Origin of the sequence: Pseudomonas protegens, from assembly GCF_003732485.1 — a bacterium.
In the GTDB taxonomy this organism is placed as follows: domain Bacteria; phylum Pseudomonadota; class Gammaproteobacteria; order Pseudomonadales; family Pseudomonadaceae; genus Aquipseudomonas; species Aquipseudomonas protegens_B.
In genome coordinates this window covers 60,035-77,736 of sequence record NZ_MOAK01000013.1, presented here as the reverse complement: position 1 = coordinate 77,736, position 17,702 = coordinate 60,035, and the positions used below count along the sequence as shown (strand labels likewise).

At 62.3% G+C, this 17,702-nt stretch carries 15 protein-coding genes; 3 read left to right on the top strand and 12 right to left on the bottom strand.

Annotated elements, in window-relative coordinates:
* The first annotated feature begins 10 nt into the window (after positions 1 to 10).
* A complete protein-coding gene (asd, locus tag BLX41_RS00880; protein WP_123723385.1) occupies positions 11 to 871 on the top strand; it encodes an archaetidylserine decarboxylase in 861 nt (286 codons plus the stop codon).
* A 74-nt stretch (positions 872 to 945) separates the two neighbouring features.
* Here the strand turns inward: asd and serB are convergent, their stop codons facing one another.
* Positions 946 to 2,160: a phosphoserine phosphatase SerB gene (gene serB, locus BLX41_RS00875; protein ID WP_123723384.1), complete on the bottom strand. Its 1,215-nt coding sequence runs from the start codon at positions 2,158 to 2,160 to the stop codon at positions 946 to 948.
* 133 nt (positions 2,161 to 2,293) lie between these two features.
* Here serB and BLX41_RS00870 point away from each other — a divergent pair, with 133 nt between their 5' ends.
* Positions 2,294 to 3,820, top strand: coding sequence for an AhpA/YtjB family protein (locus tag BLX41_RS00870; RefSeq protein ID WP_123723383.1), 1,527 nt, complete (start codon positions 2,294 to 2,296; stop codon positions 3,818 to 3,820).
* A 219-nt stretch (positions 3,821 to 4,039) separates the two neighbouring features.
* On the opposite strand, the gene BLX41_RS00865 is transcribed toward BLX41_RS00870, so the two are convergent.
* The 9 genes from BLX41_RS00865 to BLX41_RS00825 form a co-directional block, all read right to left on the bottom strand.
* A complete protein-coding gene (locus tag BLX41_RS00865; protein WP_123723382.1) occupies positions 4,040 to 4,750 on the bottom strand; it encodes a PqiC family protein in 711 nt (236 codons plus the stop codon).
* A 178-nt stretch (positions 4,751 to 4,928) separates the two neighbouring features.
* Positions 4,929 to 7,187, bottom strand: a complete 2,259-nt coding sequence (parC, locus tag BLX41_RS00860) for a DNA topoisomerase IV subunit A (RefSeq protein WP_123723381.1) — start codon at positions 7,185 to 7,187, stop codon at positions 4,929 to 4,931.
* A gap of 7 nt (positions 7,188 to 7,194) precedes the next feature.
* On the bottom strand, positions 7,195 to 7,716 hold the full coding sequence (locus BLX41_RS00855) for a retropepsin-like aspartic protease family protein (protein WP_123723380.1): 522 nt from the start codon (positions 7,714 to 7,716) through the stop codon (positions 7,195 to 7,197).
* Positions 7,713 to 8,696: an esterase-like activity of phytase family protein gene (locus BLX41_RS00850; RefSeq protein ID WP_123723379.1), complete on the bottom strand. Its 984-nt coding sequence runs from the start codon at positions 8,694 to 8,696 to the stop codon at positions 7,713 to 7,715. The genes BLX41_RS00855 and BLX41_RS00850 overlap by 4 nt, the downstream gene beginning before the upstream one ends.
* The gene (gene parE / locus BLX41_RS00845) at positions 8,696 to 10,600 is read right to left on the bottom strand and encodes a DNA topoisomerase IV subunit B (protein WP_123723378.1); all 1,905 of its coding nucleotides are present in this window, start codon (positions 10,598 to 10,600) and stop codon (positions 8,696 to 8,698) included. Before parE ends, BLX41_RS00850 begins: the two co-directional genes overlap by 1 nt.
* A 43-nt stretch (positions 10,601 to 10,643) precedes the next feature.
* A complete protein-coding gene (locus BLX41_RS00840; RefSeq protein ID WP_123723377.1) occupies positions 10,644 to 11,252 on the bottom strand; it encodes a YqiA/YcfP family alpha/beta fold hydrolase in 609 nt (202 codons plus the stop codon).
* A gap of 67 nt (positions 11,253 to 11,319) precedes the next feature.
* Positions 11,320 to 12,135 (bottom strand): 3',5'-cyclic-AMP phosphodiesterase, encoded by an 816-nt coding sequence (cpdA, locus tag BLX41_RS00835; protein WP_123723376.1) that lies wholly within the window; start codon positions 12,133 to 12,135, stop codon positions 11,320 to 11,322.
* Between the two features lie 99 nt (positions 12,136 to 12,234).
* Positions 12,235 to 12,687 (bottom strand): DUF1249 domain-containing protein, encoded by a 453-nt coding sequence (locus BLX41_RS00830; protein WP_011058915.1) that lies wholly within the window; start codon positions 12,685 to 12,687, stop codon positions 12,235 to 12,237.
* Positions 12,678 to 13,295 (bottom strand): NUDIX domain-containing protein, encoded by a 618-nt coding sequence (locus tag BLX41_RS00825; RefSeq protein WP_102862888.1) that lies wholly within the window; start codon positions 13,293 to 13,295, stop codon positions 12,678 to 12,680. Before BLX41_RS00825 ends, BLX41_RS00830 begins: the two co-directional genes overlap by 10 nt.
* Before the next feature lie 224 nt (positions 13,296 to 13,519).
* On the opposite strand from BLX41_RS00825, the gene BLX41_RS00820 reads away from it, so the two are divergent.
* On the top strand, positions 13,520 to 14,263 hold the full coding sequence (locus tag BLX41_RS00820) for an RsiV family protein (RefSeq protein WP_123723375.1): 744 nt from the start codon (positions 13,520 to 13,522) through the stop codon (positions 14,261 to 14,263).
* On the opposite strand, the gene cytX is transcribed toward BLX41_RS00820, so the two are convergent.
* A complete protein-coding gene (gene cytX, locus BLX41_RS00815) occupies positions 14,235 to 15,524 on the bottom strand; it encodes a putative hydroxymethylpyrimidine transporter CytX (protein WP_123723374.1) in 1,290 nt (429 codons plus the stop codon). The two genes, BLX41_RS00820 and cytX, sit on opposite strands and share 29 nt — an antisense overlap.
* Positions 15,525 to 15,636: 112 nt before the next feature.
* The gene (gene thiC / locus BLX41_RS00805) at positions 15,637 to 17,526 is read right to left on the bottom strand and encodes a phosphomethylpyrimidine synthase ThiC (RefSeq protein ID WP_123723372.1); all 1,890 of its coding nucleotides are present in this window, start codon (positions 17,524 to 17,526) and stop codon (positions 15,637 to 15,639) included.
* Positions 17,527 to 17,702: the final 176 nt, after the last annotated feature.

The window sequence follows — 17,702 nt, the reverse complement described above, 5'->3', positions numbered from 1 at the left end:
AGGACACCCAATGAAAAAGCGTTTGTTCATCCTCAGCCAGTACCTGCTGCCTCATCACCTGCTGTCGCGCCTGGCCGGCTGCATTGCCGAGTGCCGCGTGCGCTGGTTCAAGAATGCGTTCACCAGCTGGTTCGCCAAGCAGTACCAAGTGAACATGTCCGAAGCCCAGGTGGAGGACGTGACGGCCTACGAACACTTCAATGCCTTCTTCACCCGCGCCCTGAAAGAAGGCGCACGACCGCTGGACCCAACCCCAGGCGCAGTCCTCAGCCCCGCCGACGGCGCCATCAGCCAGCTGGGCCCGATCGAACATGGCCGGGTATTCCAGGCCAAGGGCCACAGCTATAGCGTGCTGGAACTGCTGGGCGGCGATCCGGCCCTGGCCGCGCCTTTCATGGGCGGCGACTTCGCCACCGTCTACCTGTCGCCCAAGGACTATCACCGGGTACACATGCCCCTGGCCGGCACCCTGCGGGAAATGGTCTACGTACCTGGGCGGATCTTCTCGGTCAATCAGACCACCGCCGAGAACGTCCCGGAACTCTTCGCCCGCAACGAGCGCGTGGTGTGCATTTTCGACACCGAGCGCGGCCCGATGGCGCTGGTACTGGTCGGCGCAATGATTGTCGCTTCGATCGAAACCGTCTGGGCCGGCCTGGTAACGCCGCCCAAGCGCGAGCTCAAGACCGTGCGCTACGACGAAGCCGCCCGTGCCCCGATCCATCTGGAAAAAGGCGCAGAGATGGGTCGCTTCAAACTGGGCTCCACGGCTATCGTGCTGTTTGGCCCGGATCAGGTGCAGTGGGCTGAAGAACTGGCCGCCGGTTCGCCAGTGCGGATGGGCCAGGGTCTGGGCCTGCCCAAGGCTTGAGGCCTGAATGCCGGACACAAAAAACGCCGCTGATCAGCGGCGTTTTTTTATGGGCGGGGATTTTTGCCAGCGACTCAGAGCTGCCCGTCGCGATCGCGGAAGCCCAGCAGATACAGCACGCCATCCAGACCCAGGGTCGAGATCGCCTGCTTGGCCGATTGCTTGACCAGCGGCTTGGCACGGAACGCAACGCCCAAGCCGGCAATGCCCAGCATCGGCAAATCGTTGGCGCCGTCACCCACCGCGATGGTCTGCTCCAGGCGCAGGCCTTCCTTGTGGGCCAGCTCGCGCAGCAGATCGGCCTTGCGCTGAGCGTCGACAATCGGCTCGATGGCGACGCCGGTGACTTTACCGTCCACCACCTCGAGTTCGTTGGCGAACACGTAGTCGATACCCAGCTTGGCCTGCAATTGCTTGGCGAAATAGGTGAAGCCGCCAGAGAGAATGGCGGTCTTGTAGCCCAGCCGCTTGAGCTCGGCGAACAGGGTTTCGGCACCCTCGGTCAGGCGCAGGGACGCGCCGATGGACTCCAGCACGCCGACGTCCAGGCCCTTGAGCAACGCCAGGCGTTCCTTGAAGCTGGCACGAAAATCCAGTTCGCCGGCCATGGCCCGCTCGGTGATTTCTGCCACCCGCTCACCCACGCCAGCCGCCTTGGCCAGTTCGTCGATGACTTCGGCCTCGATCAGTGTCGAGTCCATATCGAACACCGCCAGGCGCCGGTTGCGGCGGAACAGCGAGTCTTCCTGGAAGGCGATATCGACATTCAGCTCCTGGGCCACACTGAGGAACTCGGCCCGCAGTGCCTGGGGATCGGCGGCCTCGCCACGCACCGAGAATTCGATGCAACCCTTGCCTTGATCCGCCGGCATATCCAAGGGCATGCGCCCGGAGAGCCGATCGATATGGTCGATGTTCAAGCCGTATTTGGCGGTAATCGAGCTCACCCGCTGCAACTGCTCGGCGGTAACCTTGCGCGTCAGCAAGGTGACGATATGGCGCTGCTTGCCCTGCCCGGCGACCCATTGCTGGTAATCGTCCTCGGACACCGGGGTGAAACGCACCTGCTGGTCGAGCTTGTAGGCGGTGAACAGAATGTCCTTGAGCACCGACGAACTCTGCTCGTTGCTGGGAATTTCAACCAGGATGCCGAACGACAAGGTGTCGTGGATCACCGCCTGACCGATGTCGAGAATGTTCACACCACCCTGGGCCAGAACACCAGTAATGGCCGCAGTCAGACCGGGACGATCTTCGCCGGTGATGTTTATCAGGACAATTTCGCGCAAGGCGCACCCCCGAGGTGGAAAAAAAGCGCATTCTACCCACTTTCGGTGACCATCGGGCACAGCCAGCGCTTTGCCGGTCTAGGGCCTGTCGCTATACTGCGCGTCAACTTCACGGACAAAAGAGCCGAGCTCAGTGAACCGGCCCACGCCAGTTAAAACCGACAACTTCTTCCTGCTGATCTTCCGTGCACTGCGCCACCGCCGTGTACCGATTGCATTGCGCATTGCCAGCCATAACGTGATCCTGGTCGCCCTGGCCCTGGTGATCTATGCCGGCGTGATGGGCCTGCAGTTCAAGCAAGCCATGCACGAACAAGCCGACGCCCTGGGTCAGAGCCTGACCACCCAGACTGCCACCTCGGCCACCGAGCTGCTGGTGTCCAACGACATCCTCAGCCTCAACGTCCTGCTCAACAACCTGACCAAGAACCCGTTGGTGGCCCATGCGGCGATCTACAGCGTCGACAACCGCATCCTCGCCGAGGCCGGTCAGCGCCCCAAGAGCAGCCTGCTGGGTGAAACCGAAGGTGTGTACCAGACCAAGATCACCTTCCAGGACGTGACTGCCGGCAACCTGCGGATCAGCCTGGACATGGCGCAGTTCCAGCAACCGATGACCATCAGCCTGCAGAGCATGGGCATTCTCAGCGCGATCCTGCTGGCACTGGCCCTGGCACTGAGCCTGCGCCTGGGGCGCCACATCTCCACCCCGTTGCTGCAACTGCGAGTCTGGCTGCGAGATCTGGATGAACACACCCCAGCGACCCAGCGCCAGGACGAGATCGGCGATCTGGCGCGCCAGCTGCACGCTCGTCTGGTACCGGAAAAGCCCGAACCAGAGCCGCAGCCAGAGCTCGAAGAGCAGGATGACGAGGAACAGGAAGCCGCGTTCGAAGTACGCAACCTGCGTGACCCAAGCTTTGATGAAAGCGCCCCGGTCGCCGGCCTGAAGCCCGCGCCACGGCATCTGGTCAGCGCCGAGGAAGACGAACTGGACGAAGAAGATCCGTTCGCCGACCTGCGTGATCACTCGTCGACTCCCGCCCCCAAACCTGCCTTGCAACCCCAGGTCCCGGCCCAGCCTCAGCACAGCGCAGTGCTCGCAGTGCAGCTGGGTGCCCAGGAACAACTGCGCCGCCTACCCCGCGCGCGCCTGATGGAGCTGCTGGAACGCTATCGCGATTGCCTCGACCAGGCGGCCTCGCTGTATCAGAGCGAACTGCACACCCTGAACGACGGCAGCACGCTGATGCTGTTCCATAGCGAAGACAGCGGCGACGATTACCTCACCAACGCCATCTGCTGCGGCGAGTTGTTGCGCGCCTTGGGCCATGCCCTGCAGATCGAAGTGGCGGACAGCGGCATCACCCTGCAACTGCAATTGGGCCTGACCCTGGGCGAGGAGCTGTTCGGCCTCAGCCCGATCGACCTGCTGCTGACCGAGACCGCCCAGGATGCCCTGGCGCTATCCCAGCACAGCCGCAACCTGCTGCTGGTGGAGCGCAAGATCAATGACGACGCGCTGATTCGTCAGCGGGCACGTATCCGCCCAATCGCCAGCCCGGAAGGCGCTTGCTGCGTGGAGCGATTGATGGAGCCTTATCCGTCGATGCTGGAACGGCAACTGGCGCGCATGCATGAGACACGGACCAAGTTGTAAGGCTGAAGCCGTGCAAGAGAAGCCCGCCAAGTGCGGGCTTTTTTGTGCCTGGCGGGCGGGCGGCGTGGAGCCCTTCGCTGGCAAGCCAGCTCCTACAACAGTCCCGCAAATTTCGTAGGGGCTGGCTTGCCAGCGAAGAAAATCGGCCAGACTTCCCCGCCCCACTGCAGAAACGACAAGGCCCGCCAATAGGCGGGCCTTGTCTTGCAACCATTGACCTCAGAACCTGAACACTTCCATATCTGTACGGATCGGCGTGGCCATCGGAATCTTCGGCTGTTTCTCATGCTCGACAGGCTTGGGCGCTGGCGCCGGTGTCGCCTTGCGTGGCACTTCCGCCACGGCCGGCTGATTGGCCAGGGGCTTGAGAGCGCCCGACAGCTGCTCGGCCAGACGCTGCAACAGCACGCCCTGAGCCTGGACCTGCGACGCCGTGGTCCCTGCGTGCTGCTCCTGCAGGTGAACAATACGGTTGTCCCGCACCTGACCACGACGATCGATCAGGCGCCACTGCGCATCCAGCACCGCTGGCTGCGACTTGCCGGAATCCAGACGGGTGATCGACAACAACACCTGCACATCCGGGGTGAAGCCACTGGTCGCCGGAGCCAGTACCACGCGCTGACTATCCAGATGGCCGGCCACCTGGCGCAGCAGCAACTGATCGATGTCCGAAGACAGGCTGCCGGCCCAGCGGCCATCGGTGGAGGCTTGCAGGCTGCCATCGTCCTGGCGTTGCAGGAGTGTTTCACGTTGCAGGTAGTCGGCGATCAACACCGGCCCCAACAATACCGACATGCCGGCACTGGCCGGCTGGGCTGGACTTCCGCTGTCCAGCTGATACAGCGACACCGGCTGGTGTACGCTGCAACCCGCCAGGCCAAGAACGCCCGCGAGCAAAAAAACAAGAGGAAGGCGCAGAGCAGTCATCATCCCATCCAAGTGGCGGCCACAAGGCTGGCCACAGTGTAAATACTCAAAAAAATTGAATAACGCTCGGCCACGCCGGCGTTTGAAAGCGCATATCATCCGTGAATATGCGCCGTGACTCCAGTGTTCTAGCGTCGATCTGGCGCTTAAATCCAAGATCGAACGCTCCAGCCTGCCGTTAACCGAGAGGCTCTACCAACAACGCATCGACCCGCTGGAAACCGCGAGGCAGTTTGTTGCCGCGACGTCCGCGCTCGCCCTTGTAGTGCTCAAGGTCATCGGCCTTCAGCGACAAGGTGCGCTTGCCCGCCTGCAACACCAGGGTCGCGCCATCCGGCAGTACCGCGATGTCGGTGACGTACTCTTCGCGGCTGGCCACGCGCTCACCGGGAATGCCGATGATCTTGTTGCCCTTGCCTTTGCCCAACTGCGGCAGATCGCTGATCTTGAACACCAGCAGGCGACCCTCGGTGGTCACCGAGGCCAGCCAGTTCTGCTCGCGGTCGGCCACTGGCCGTGGTGCCAGTACCTTGGCGTTGTTCGGCAGGCTCAGCAGCGCCTTGCCGGCCTTGTTCTTGGCCTGCAGATCTTCGCCCTTGACCACGAAGCCATAGCCCGCGTCGGAAGCGATCACATACAAGGCATCGTCATCGGGCAGCAGTACACACTCGAACGTCGCACCCGGCGGCGGTGTCAGACGACCGGTCAACGGCTCGCCCTGACCACGGGCCGATGGCAGCGTGTGGGCCGCCACCGAGTAACTGCGGCCGGTGGAGTCAATGAACACCGCAAACTGGTTGGAACGCCCCGCAGCAGCGGTCTTGTAGCCGTCACCGGCCTTGTAGGACAAACCAGTGGCGTCAATATCATGCCCCTTGGCACAGCGAACCCAGCCTTTTTCCGACAGAACGATGGTCACCGGCTCGGTTGGCATCAGCTCGTTTTCCGACAGTGCCTTGGCTTCCGCGCGGGAGACGATCGGGGAACGACGGTCGTCGCCGTAGGTTTCTGCATCTTGCAGCAGCTCGGTACGCACCAGCTTCTTCAGCTTGGTCTCGCTGTTGAGCAGGGCTTGCAGCTTGGCCTGCTCCTTGAGCAATTCATCCTGCTCAGCCCGCAGTTTCATCTCCTCCAGACGCGCCAACTGCCGCAGACGGGTGTCGAGAATGTAGTCAGCCTGGACTTCACTAAGGGCGAAACGCTCGATCAGCTTGGCCCGCGGATGCTCCTCGGTACGGATGATGTGGATCACTTCATCCAGGTTGAGGTAAGCGATCAGCAAACCGTCCAACAGGTGCAGGCGACGCTCGACCTTGTCCAGGCGGAACTGCAGGCGCCGGCGCACGGTGTTGACCCGAAACTCGAGCCACTCCACCAGCAACGCTCGCAGGTTCTTCAACTGCGGCTTGCCATCCAGGCCGATGATGTTGATGTTGACCCGATAGGTCGACTCCAACTCGGTGGTGGCAAACAAATGCTGCATCAACTCCTCGGGATCGACCCGGTTGGAGCGCGGGATGATCACGATACGGCAGGGGTTCTCGTGGTCCGACTCGTCACGCAGGTCGGCCACCATCGGCAGTTTCTTGGCCTGCATCTGCGCGGCAATCTGCTCCAGCACCTTGGCCCCGGAGACCTGGTGCGGCAACGCGGTGACGATGATGTCGCCATCTTCGACGCGATAAACGGCGCGCATGCGCACCGAGCCACGGCCGGTCTCATAGATCTTCAGCAGGTCGGCGCGCGGGGTGATGATTTCTGCTTCGGTGGGATAGTCCGGCCCCTGGATGTGTTCGCAGAGCTGTTCCACCGAGGCTTTGGGTTCGTCCAGCAGACGCACACAGGCCGAAGCCACTTCCCGCAGGTTATGGGGCGGTACGTCGGTGGCCATGCCCACGGCAATACCGGTGGTGCCATTGAGCAGGATATTCGGCAAGCGAGCCGGCAACACCAGGGGCTCCTGGAGCGTGCCGTCGAAGTTCGGCCCCCAATCCGCGGTGCCCTGGCCCAGCTCGCTGAGCAGCACTTCGGAATAGCGCGACAAACGCGCCTCGGTATAACGCATGGCCGCGAAGGACTTGGGATCGTCAGGCGCCCCCCAGTTGCCCTGGCCATCCACCAGCGTGTAGCGATAGCTGAACGGCTGCGCCATCAGCACCATGGCTTCGTAGCAGGCGGAGTCCCCGTGGGGGTGGAACTTGCCGAGCACGTCACCCACGGTACGCGCGGATTTCTTGTGCTTGGAATCGGCATCCAGCCCCAGCTCACTCATGGCGTAGACAATACGCCGCTGTACCGGTTTCAGGCCGTCGCCAATATGCGGCAAAGCACGGTCCATGATCACGTACATGGAGTAGTTGAGGTAGGCACTTTCGGTGAAGTCAGCCAGTGACCGGCGTTCTACGCCATCCAGGCTGAGATCAAGGGAGTCGCTCATGCGGGCCTCATTGGTTCGTAGTCTGGCGCAGCAGCATGGTGCCGCCGCGCTGAGTAAATTCAAGTTTCTTCAAAGCGCTCATACCCAGCAAAACCTGGTCGCCGTCGAGCCCCGGGGCCACCAGCGCCCTGACGTCCTGAAGGACAATATCCCCCAGTTGCAAACGCTCGATGCGGGTCCGGTAACCCTCGCTGCGTCCATTGGCCGTGCTCAGGGAAACCGGCACCCCGCGTTCCAGGCCCAGGCGCTCGGCCAGCCCGGAAGGAATCGACACCTCGGTGGCGCCGGTATCGAGCATGAATTGCACCGGCTGCCCGTTGATGTAGCCACTGGCGACGAAATGCCCCTGGCCATTGCCGACCAGTTTCACTTCGATGTAACCCTCATGTTGTTGCGAACTGACGACCGTGTTCGGGTTCTCCTGACGTGCCTCCCAATCAGCGAAGAACCGCGTGGCCAGGAACAGCGCCGCGGCCCAGGCCATGATCAGCATCACTCGTCCGGCACTCTTGCCCGGTTGCTGGCTCATGGCTTGCTACTCCAACCACCTTCAGGCGCAGCAAAACGCCAGACGATGGGACGGGCCTCGCCATCGGCGCGGGCACGCTTGTTGTTGTCCACACCGATCCAGGCACCCTTGGCGTCCACCACCAAGGCTTCCGCCAGCCCATAGGGCTGTAGATAACGTCGATGTTCCACCAACGCCCCGGCGGCATAGGACCAGCACTGCTCGACCTTGGCGGTCTGCGCATCCCGACGACAGATCTGATAGGCATTGCGCTCCAGGGTAAACAGCTTGCCGTCGAACAGCGACAGGTCGGCAAAATCCCGGGACACCGCCTTGGCGTTGGGCACCTGCTCCGGCTGCATTTCCAAGCCCGCCTCGCTAAGCAGCACGCAACCGCCATCACAGTCCCAGGTGGCCTGCCCGCGCTTGATCAATAACAGCCCACGCCGCTCACGCTCCGCTGCCAGCCAGATTCGGTCGCCGGCAGGGTTTACCGCCAAGCCTTCGAACAAGGCGTTGAAATGCAGGAGCATGCCACTGGCCCGCGCTTCGCGAACCATGATCGGGGAGATCTTCAGCCAGGTCGGCGCGCCTTGCGTCGGCACTTGCAGCACCGTGGCATGAGCTTCGCTGACCACATATTTGTTGCCGGCGGCATCGCAGGAGATACCTTCGAAATCCAGGTCGCCACCACGCACGAAGGACGCCGCCCAGGTCCGCGACTTCAAACCCCAAGGCAAGCCGGTGTCGGGTACCGCAGGCACCTCCAGCTTGACGGTCTCGGCCTGCCAGACGCTGTCGCGGGTATCGAGCTTGTAGATCTGATCGTCATCGCGGTCGGAAACCGTCCACAAATCCTGGCCACAGAGTGCCAGCCCGGACAGATTGCTACCGCGCATGCCCTCAACAGGATGCTCGGACAACAAGGTCAGTTCGGGCACTGGCGCGGCCACCACCGAGGTTGCCAATAGCGCTAGGGCCAGGGCAAAACCCCTGTGCATCAGGCCAACACCTCGGCCAGGTTGCCCTTGGACTCCAGCCAGGTCTTGCGGTCGCCAGCGCGTTTTTTCGCCAGCAGCATGTCCATCATTTCCGAAGTCGCCTCGACGTCTTCCAAGGTCAACTGCACCAGGCGCCGAGTGTTCGGGTCCATGGTGGTCTCGCGCAGTTGCGGCGGGTTCATTTCGCCCAGGCCTTTGAATCGAGTGACCTGGGGCTTGCCGCGTTTCTTCTCGGCCACCAGGCGGTCGAGAATGCCATCACGCTCGGCGTCGTCCAGGGCGTAGTAGATTTCCTTGCCCAGGTCGATGCGGTACAGCGGCGGCATGGCCACATAGACGTGACCGGCGTTCACCAAGGGGCGGAAATGCTGGACGAACAAGGCACAGAGCAAGGTGGCAATGTGCAGGCCGTCGGAGTCGGCGTCGGCGAGGATGCAGATCTTGCCATAGCGCAGCTGGCTCATGTCCTCGGCGCCCGGATCGACGCCAATGGCCACGGCGATGTTGTGCACTTCCTGGCTGGCCAGGACTTCGCTGCCGTCCACTTCCCAGGTGTTGAGGATCTTGCCCCGCAACGGCAGGATCGCCTGGAACTCCTTGTCCCGCGCCTGTTTGGCCGAACCACCGGCGGAGTCACCCTCCACCAGGAACAGTTCGGAACGCATCGGGTCCTGGCCGGCGCAGTCCGCCAGCTTGCCGGGCAGTGCCGGGCCTTGGGTAATGCGCTTGCGCTCGACCTTCTTGCTGGCCTTCAAGCGGCGACCGGCGTTGCTGATGGCCAGTTCAGCCAGTTGCATACCCAGCTCGGGATTGGCATTGAGCCACAGGCTGAAGGCGTCCTTGACCACGCCGGAAACGAAAGCCGCCGCCTCACGGGACGACAAACGCTCTTTGGTCTGGCCGGAGAACTGCGCGTCTTGCATCTTCATCGACAGGACGAAGGCGATCCGCTCCCAGACATCTTCCGGGGCCAGCTTCAGGCCACGGGGCAGCAGGTTGCGGAATTCGCAGAACTCACGCATGGCATCCAGCAAACCCTGGCGCAAACCATTGACGTGGGTACCGCCCTGGGCCGTGGGGATCAGGTTGACGTAGCTTTCCTGAACACTGTCACCACCTTCCGGTAGCCACAACAGGGCCCAGTCCACCGCTTCCTTGTTACCCGCGAGACTGCCGCAGAACGGCTCGTCCGGCAGGCGTTCGAATTCGCTGACCGCATCCACCAGATAGGAGCGCAGGCCGTCTTCGTAATGCCACTCGACCTTCTCGCCGCTGGACTTGTCTTCGAAGCTGACCAGCAGCCCCGGGCACAGTACAGCCTTGGCCTTGAGCACATGCTTGAGGCGGCTGACGGAAAATTTCGGCGAATCGAAGTATTTCGGGTCCGGGGCAAAGTACACGCTGGTACCGGTGTTGCGCTTGCCCACCGTGCCGACCACTTCCAGCTCGGTGGCCTTGTAGCCGTCGGCGAAGGTCATCTGGTATTCGTTGCCGTCGCGCTTGACCCGCACCCGCACCTGATTCGACAGGGCGTTGACCACGGAAATACCCACCCCGTGCAGACCGCCGGAGAACTGGTAGTTCTTGTTGGAAAACTTGCCGCCCGCATGGAGCTTGGTGAGGATCAGCTCGATCCCGGACACGCCCTCTTCCGGGTGGATGTCCACGGGCATGCCGCGGCCGTCGTCGGAGACTTCCAGGGAATGGTCGGCGTGCAGGATGACCTGTATCGACTTCGCATGGCCGGCCAGGGCTTCGTCGACACTGTTGTCGATGACTTCCTGGGCCAGGTGGTTGGGCCGCGTGGTGTCGGTGTACATGCCCGGGCGTTTGCGCACCGGGTCGAGTCCCGAGAGGACTTCGATGGCGTCTGCGTTATAAGAGCTAGCGCTGGGAGTGGCCATGGGTTCTCGTCGTTAGTCGTTCAATGAATATGGGGCGAGGCTTTCACAGTGCAGTGAAATCGATCGCCTGGTACTGATCGGCAGTGATGCCGGCAAAATTCAATATCGCCGGCAATTGTCCGGCAAAACCTTGGAAACTATGATCGCCGCCGGCCTGGATACGCAAGGCACAGGCACGGTAATAGCGCTCGGCGCTGCGATAGTCCAGCGTCTCGTCCCCGGTCTGCAACCACACCTGATAACGCTGCGGGTCCTGGGGCGGCGCGACTTCCAGCGCTGCCAGAGCCGCCACATGGTCATGGGTCAGCTCCCAGGTTTCATCGGTATACAGGTTTTTCTGCGTGCCCAGATAACCGTCGAACATCCGGTGCGGGCTGACAGCAGGGTTGATCAGCAGAGCTTTGAGCCCGTAGCGCTCGGCAAGGTGAGTCGCATAGTAGCCGCCGAGCGAGCTGCCGACCAGCAATGGTCGACCGAGTTCGGCAATCGCCTGCTCCAACTGGCCAACGGCCTGTCGCGGATGATGATGCAGGGCCGGTACCCGCAATTGTTCAGCCAGCCCCAGCTTCTCCATGACACGCCGCAACTGGGAGGCCTTGGTCGACGCGGGAGCACTGTTGAAGCCGTGGATATAAAGGATCGAACCGGACATGCGAACTCCCTGTGCACCTGGGCAAAAGCCGCAGTTTACAGGGATGACGGCAGGTTACGAAGCCGCTTCAGTAGCCGTTGCTACCGTAGTCGATGGTGAATTCGTAGCCCAGGACCCGTTCCACGCCGGTTTCCAACCGTCCATCGGGCCACAGCCGCAGCCAGCGATAGCCCGGCACCTGCTCCTCGACCTTGAAGTCGTCGCTGCCGGGCTCGAACTGGATGCAGGTCGAGGGTGAGGCCAATAGCCGCACGGCGCCGCGCTGGCGATCGATTTCCTGATGCACGTGCCCCCAGAGCAGGGCACGGACCTGGGGGAAAGCGTCGAGCACGGCGAACAGTGCCTCGGCGTTGCGCAGGCCAATGGGCTCCATCCAGGCACAGTCGATGGACACCGGGTGATGGTGCAGACAGATCAGGTGATGGCGTTCCGGAGCCTCGCTCAGGGAGCGGGCCAGCAATTGCAGTTGATCATCCTGCAGGTAACCCGGCACCGAGCCGGGCACCGCCGAGTCCAGCAGAGTGATGCGCCAGTTGCCGATATCCATTACCGGCTCCAGCAAATCACTGTCCCGCGTCGCCAGCTGCATGATCTTCGGCTCGTCATGGTTGCCCGGCAGCCAGCGGCCCGGGGCCGGAATCTGTCGGGTCAACTGACGAAAGCGCTGATAAGACTCCAGGCTGCCATCCTGGGACAGATCGCCCGTGGCCAGCATCAGGTCGATCCGCGGCTGCTGCGCCAACACCTGCTCAATGACCCGCTGCAGACTGTCGGCGGTATTCATGCCCAGCAAGGTGCCGTCAGTGTCGGCAAACAGGTGGCTGTCAGACAGTTGCACCAGCAGTACGGAATCGTCGGCAGTCAGTGCGGATACGCTTGGCACGGCGTTCTCCCGGAGCAAGGGCACAAAGCATGATGAAGGCGGCAATTATGCTGGGGGAAATGGAAAAGAGGAAACCTGGGAAACGGACCCAGTTCACATCTAGCGCACGGCTTCGAACTCGTGACCACACGCCAGGCAATGGCTCAGCCACTCCCCGAGAAAGACATTCAACTGGGCCTTTTCATCCGGTTGATGCATGAAGGCATTGGGATAGGGATAGATGCTGCGAAAGCGCCGGGCATGTTCGGCACTGATGACTTCCGCCATGCGTGCATCGTGATAGACCTGCACTTCCAGTTGCGGCACCGGCAGCCACGGCAGGCTGTGCTCCTGACGCACCTGCAAGGTGGTGGTGTAAGGGCAGGCCAGCACCACTTCCAGGGCCAGTACGCCGAGCATCTGGTCGCCCTGGGTCACGGCGATGCGCCGCGCCACAGGCTGGTTGCGCATGTCAGGCAACAGGCGCATCAGTCGAGCGTAGTTGGCCTCGCAGGAAGCTTGCAGCCCCGCGAGATCAACCCGATAGCGGTCGCGTACCTTGTTTACGACCATAACCCCCTCACTTCAGCGCGATTGAGCGCCAGCCACTGCAAGGCAATGATGCTGGCGGCATTGCAGATCCGCCCGTCACGCATGGCCTGCAACGCATCCTCATAAGCCATCACCGAAACCCGGATATCCTCCGCCTCTTCTTCCAGCCCATGCAGCCCGCCGGCAGCGCTGCTGTCGCAACGACCCAGGAACAGGTGGACGAACTCGGTGCTGCCCCCCGGCGACGGAAAATACTGGGTCATCGGCCACAGCGCGGAAATGTCCAGGCCAGCTTCCTCCTGTGCCTCACGCCGAGCAACCTGTTCCGGCTGCTCGTCCTTGTCGATCAGCCCGGCTACCAGTTCCACCAGCCAGGGCGTAGCGGTCTTGCCCATGGCACCGACGCGGAACTGTTCGATCAGCACCACTTCATCGCGTTGCGGATCGTACGGCAGTACGCAGACCGCATCGTGACGAACAAAGACTTCACGATTGATTTCCCGCCCCATGCCACCGGCGAACAGCTCGTGACGCAGTTGCAAGCGATCGAGCCGGTAGAACCCCTGGAAGCAGTTTTCGCGCCGGATAATCTCAACGGCACTGGGCGTGGAGTTGGCAAAGTCAGTCATAACAATCCTCGTGTACAGCGTGTTCGACCCGAGGATCCCCCTCGACTTCGCGCCATCCTAACGCGCTCGCGGCTGCCGATGCAGCCCCTTTACCCTCAGCGGGATAGACGGCGAGGGGCTAAACCTACTCTAATTGCCTCTATTGAGCTTAGTGGCGAACCGACTGCCTCGCAGACAGTCGAAGCCGGTAACTTTTGCCTCCCCCTGGTTTATGAAGGACGCCCATGTCGCTTGTCAAAATCGCCTCCGTGGCCTGTATCGCCCTGACCCTGGGCGCGTGCCAAAGCCTGTTTCAGCCAAGCTACAACACCCCGCTGGAAACCAAGCGCGAGAAGTCCGAGCAACTCAAGCCCGGCTGCAGCGGCGCCGACTGCCCACTGGTCAACCTCGACACCGTGCACTTTCCCGCCGAGCCGCAACTGGATGCCATCATCGAAAAACGCTTGCTGCAAATGACCCGCACCAGCCCCGACGCACCACTGCCGGCCAGCCTCAGTGCCTACCGCGAACAGTTCCTGCGCAGCGCAGCGGACCGCCACGGCATGTACCTGCAATCCAAGGTACGGGAGCAGCATGACGGCCTGGTGATCATCGAACTGGCCAGCTACCTGGACACCGGCGCCGCCAACGGCACTCCGGGACGAGGCTTCGTCAACTACTCGCGCCAGCAGCACAAGGCCCTGAACCTGGCGGACATGCTCCTGCCTGGCCAGGAAGACATGTTCTGGAAAGCTGCGCGGGTTGCCCACAACAACTGGCTGATCAGCACCCACCTGGATCGCGAAGCCGAATTCGTGAAAACCTGGCCGTTCCAGAAAACCCCGAATGTGGCCCTGACCCAGAAATCCGTGACCCTCAAGTACGACGTCACTACCATCGCGCCCTCGGTTCTGGGTCATATCGAATTGCAGATTCCCTACGACCGCCTCAAGGGCGTACTCAAGCCCGAGCTGTTTCCCGGGAACTGAACGCCTGCCCCAGCAACCACTGCAACAGCCCTGCCAGTACCAGCGATGGCAGGGTTGCGCCGACATCCGGATACAGATTGGCCAGCAAGTGATAGGTGCTCACCCCACCCAACCAGGCCAGCAGCGCCGTCCAGCGCAGGGCTGACTCCGGGATCTGCCCGCTGCGCCGACGCAGGATGAAGTGGTCCACCAGCACCACGCCAAACAACGGCGCAAATACCGAGCCGATCAACAGCAGGAAATTCTGGTACTGGGCCAATGGCGCCAGACACGCGATCAGGGTGCAGAGCAGACCTATGGCCAGGGCCAGGTGCTCGACCTTGAGACGCAGCAGAATGCCGCTGGAAACGGCCGCCGAGTGGATATCGGCAAAGGCGTTTTCCGATTCGTCCAGCAGGATCAACAACAGCGGAATCCCCAGGCCGGCCCCGGCCAGCGCCAGCAGCAAGGCATTCACTTCACCACTGGGAGCGAAGGCCAGGGTGTAGGCGACGCCCAGGCTCATCAACCAGAAATTGCCGATGAAAAAGCCCAGGGCCGTGCCGCCGAACACGCTCTTGGCGCGCTTGCCGAACCGCGAGTAGTCGGCGATCAGCGGCAACCAGGACAAGGGCATGGCGATGGCGATATCGAAGCCCACGGCGAACGGCATCGAGCCGTCCCCGGCCTGGGCCCAGAGCGCCGCCAGGTCGGCCCGGGCGAACAGGTTCCAGGTCAGCCACAGACAGGCCGCCAGCAACAGCCAGATGCCCCACTTGCGCAGGATCTGACGGACGAAGGTCAAGGGGCCGCTGACCGCCAGCAAGGTGGCCAAGGCACCGAAAAACAGGGTCCAGAGCAAGGGATTGGCCCACAGGCTGCCCTCATTGAAAGGACGGGCGCCCAGGAGACTGGCGGCATCGCGCATGACGATGATCTCGAACGAGCCCCAGCCGACCAATTGCAGCAGGTTCAGCACCGCCGGCAAGCTGGCGCCGCGCCGCCCCAGGCTCAACTTGAGCGCGGACATGGACGACAGGCCGGTGTCACTGCCGATCACCCCCACCGCCGCCAGAAGCAGGACGCCCACTGCGGTGCCAAGGAAAATCGCCAATAAAGAGTGGGACAACCCCAGGCCCGGCGCCAGCAGCGCGCCGGTCTGCAACACCATCAGGCCGATGCCCAGGGAGAACCACAGGGAAAACAGATCCCGGGCACCGAAAACGCGCTTGTCGGCCGGTACCGCGAGATTGGGAGAGTAGGTGCTGGTTGGACTGCTCAAGGTTGTTATCTCGAAGGAATAGGGTCTGTAGGAGCCGGCTTGCCGGCGAAAGCGCCACCTCGTTGAGAGCGCGGCGCCTGGTTCGCGGGCAAGCCCGCTCCTACAGAGGGGGTCAGACTTTCTTGTACAGCTGGCTGCCTTCCTGCTTGAAGCGCTCGGCCTGCTCAGCCAGTCCCTTGGCGACGTCCACGTCCACCGCTTCGATGCGCTGGTTGGCCGCGTACTCACGAACCTCCTGGGTGATCTTCATCGAGCAGAACTTCGGCCCGCACATGGAGCAGAAGTGCGCCACCTTGGCCGAATCCTTGGGCAGGGTTTCGTCGTGGTACGAACGGGCGGTGTCCGGGTCCAGGCCGAGGTTGAACTGGTCTTCCCAGCGGAACTCGAAACGCGCCTTGGACAGGGCGTTGTCGCGGATCTGCGCGCCCGGGTGACCTTTCGCGAGATCCGCAGCATGCGCGGCGATCTTGTAGGTGATGATCCCGGTCTTCACGTCATCCTTGTTCGGCAGGCCCAGGTGTTCCTTGGGCGTGACGTAGCAGAGCATGGCGCAGCCGAACCAGCCGATCATCGCCGCACCGATACCGGAGGTGATGTGGTCATAGCCGGGGGCGATGTCGGTAGTCAGTGGGCCGAGGGTGTAGAACGGAGCCTCGTCGCAGCACTCCAGCTGCTTGTCCATGTTCTCCTTGATCAACTGCATCGGCACGTGACCCGGGCCTTCGATCATGCACTGCACATCGTGCTTCCAGGCGATCTTGGTCAGCTCGCCGAGGGTTTCCAGTTCGCCGAACTGGGCTTCGTCGTTGGCGTCGGCAATCGACCCCGGACGCAGGCCGTCTCCCAGGGAGAAGCTGACGTCATAGGCCTTCATGATTTCGCAGATTTCGTCGAAGTGGGTGTAGAGGAAATTCTCTTTGTGGTGCGCCAGGCACCACTTGGCCATGATCGAACCGCCCCGGGACACGATGCCGGTCACGCGCTTGGCGGTCAGCGGCACATAGCGCAGCAACACGCCGGCGTGGATGGTGAAGTAGTCCACACCCTGCTCGGCCTGCTCGATCAGGGTGTCGCGGAACAGCTCCCAGGTCAGGTCCTCGGCCACGCCGTTGACCTTTTCCAGGGCCTGGTAGATCGGCACGGTGCCGATTGGTACCGGCGAGTTGCGGATGATCCACTCGCGGGTTTCATGGATGTGCTTGCCGGTGGACAGGTCCATCACCGTGTCCGAACCCCAGCGGATGCCCCAGGTCAGTTTCGCCACTTCTTCCTCGATGGAGGAGCCCAGGGCGCTGTTGCCGATGTTGCCGTTGATCTTCACCAGGAAGTTGCGGCCGATGATCATCGGTTCCAGTTCGACGTGGTTGATGTTGGCCGGGATGATCGCGCGGCCACGGGCAATTTCCTCACGCACGAACTCGGCGGTGATTTCCTTGGGGATGCTGGCGCCGAAGCTGTGGCCGGCGTGTTGCTGCTTCAGCAGGCCGGCGGCGCGGGCCTCCTGCAGCTTCATGTTTTCGCGGATGGCGACGTATTCCATCTCGGCGGTGATGATGCCTTGGCGCGCGTAGTGCATCTGGCTGACGTTGGCCCCGGCCTTGGCCCGGCGCGGGTTATTGACGTGGGCGAAGCGCAGCTTGGTCAGTTCCGGGTCGGCCAGGCGCTGCTGACCGAAGTTGGAACTCAGGCCAGCCAGGCGCTCGGTGTCGCCACGGTCTTCGATCCAGGCCGAACGCACATCGCCCAGGCCCTTGCGCACATCGATCACCACGTTCGGATCGGTGTAGGGGCCGGAGGTGTCGTACACAGTGACCGGCGCGTTGATCTCGCCGCCGAAATCGGTGGGGGTCACGTCCAGGGTAATTTCGCGCATGGGCACGCGGATGTCCGGGCGGGAACCCTGGACATAAACTTTTTGCGAGCGGGTAAAGGGCTGCACCGATTGTTGGTCGACTTGGGCCGACTCACTGAGGTTGCTAGCGTTTTTTAATTTTGTCGTCATCACGGGCTCTCCAGACAGCATCCAGGCAGTGGAATTTTGTCGGAGCGAACCTGTAACGGACGGACGCACCCTGTCTAAGCAACTAGTGAGTGCAGTGCTTGGTACTCGAGGGGTGTTCGATTGTCGAACAACATCCCGGACGAAGCACAAGAGGACTCGCCGGGTGACGAGAAATC

Excerpts from the sequence above, each read along its gene's own strand:
- BLX41_RS00850 (WP_123723379.1), bottom strand. The coding sequence starts at position 8,696 with ATGCACAGGGGTTTTGCCCTGGCCCTAGCGCTATTGGCAACCTCGGTG.
- thiC (WP_123723372.1), bottom strand. The coding sequence starts at position 17,526 with ATGACGACAAAATTAAAAAACGCTAGCAACCTCAGTGAGTCGGCCCAA.
- BLX41_RS00865 (WP_123723382.1), bottom strand. The coding sequence starts at position 4,750 with ATGACTGCTCTGCGCCTTCCTCTTGTTTTTTTGCTCGCGGGCGTTCTT.
- asd (WP_123723385.1), top strand. The coding sequence starts at position 11 with ATGAAAAAGCGTTTGTTCATCCTCAGCCAGTACCTGCTGCCTCATCAC.
- BLX41_RS00830 (WP_011058915.1), bottom strand. The coding sequence starts at position 12,687 with ATGGTCGTAAACAAGGTACGCGACCGCTATCGGGTTGATCTCGCGGGG.
- BLX41_RS00840 (WP_123723377.1), bottom strand. The coding sequence starts at position 11,252 with ATGTCCGGTTCGATCCTTTATATCCACGGCTTCAACAGTGCTCCCGCG.
- parE (WP_123723378.1), bottom strand. The coding sequence starts at position 10,600 with ATGGCCACTCCCAGCGCTAGCTCTTATAACGCAGACGCCATCGAAGTC.
- parC (WP_123723381.1), bottom strand. The coding sequence starts at position 7,187 with ATGAGCGACTCCCTTGATCTCAGCCTGGATGGCGTAGAACGCCGGTCA.
- BLX41_RS00820 (WP_123723375.1), top strand. The coding sequence starts at position 13,520 with ATGTCGCTTGTCAAAATCGCCTCCGTGGCCTGTATCGCCCTGACCCTG.
- BLX41_RS00855 (WP_123723380.1), bottom strand. The coding sequence starts at position 7,716 with ATGAGCCAGCAACCGGGCAAGAGTGCCGGACGAGTGATGCTGATCATG.
- BLX41_RS00825 (WP_102862888.1), bottom strand. The coding sequence starts at position 13,295 with ATGACTGACTTTGCCAACTCCACGCCCAGTGCCGTTGAGATTATCCGG.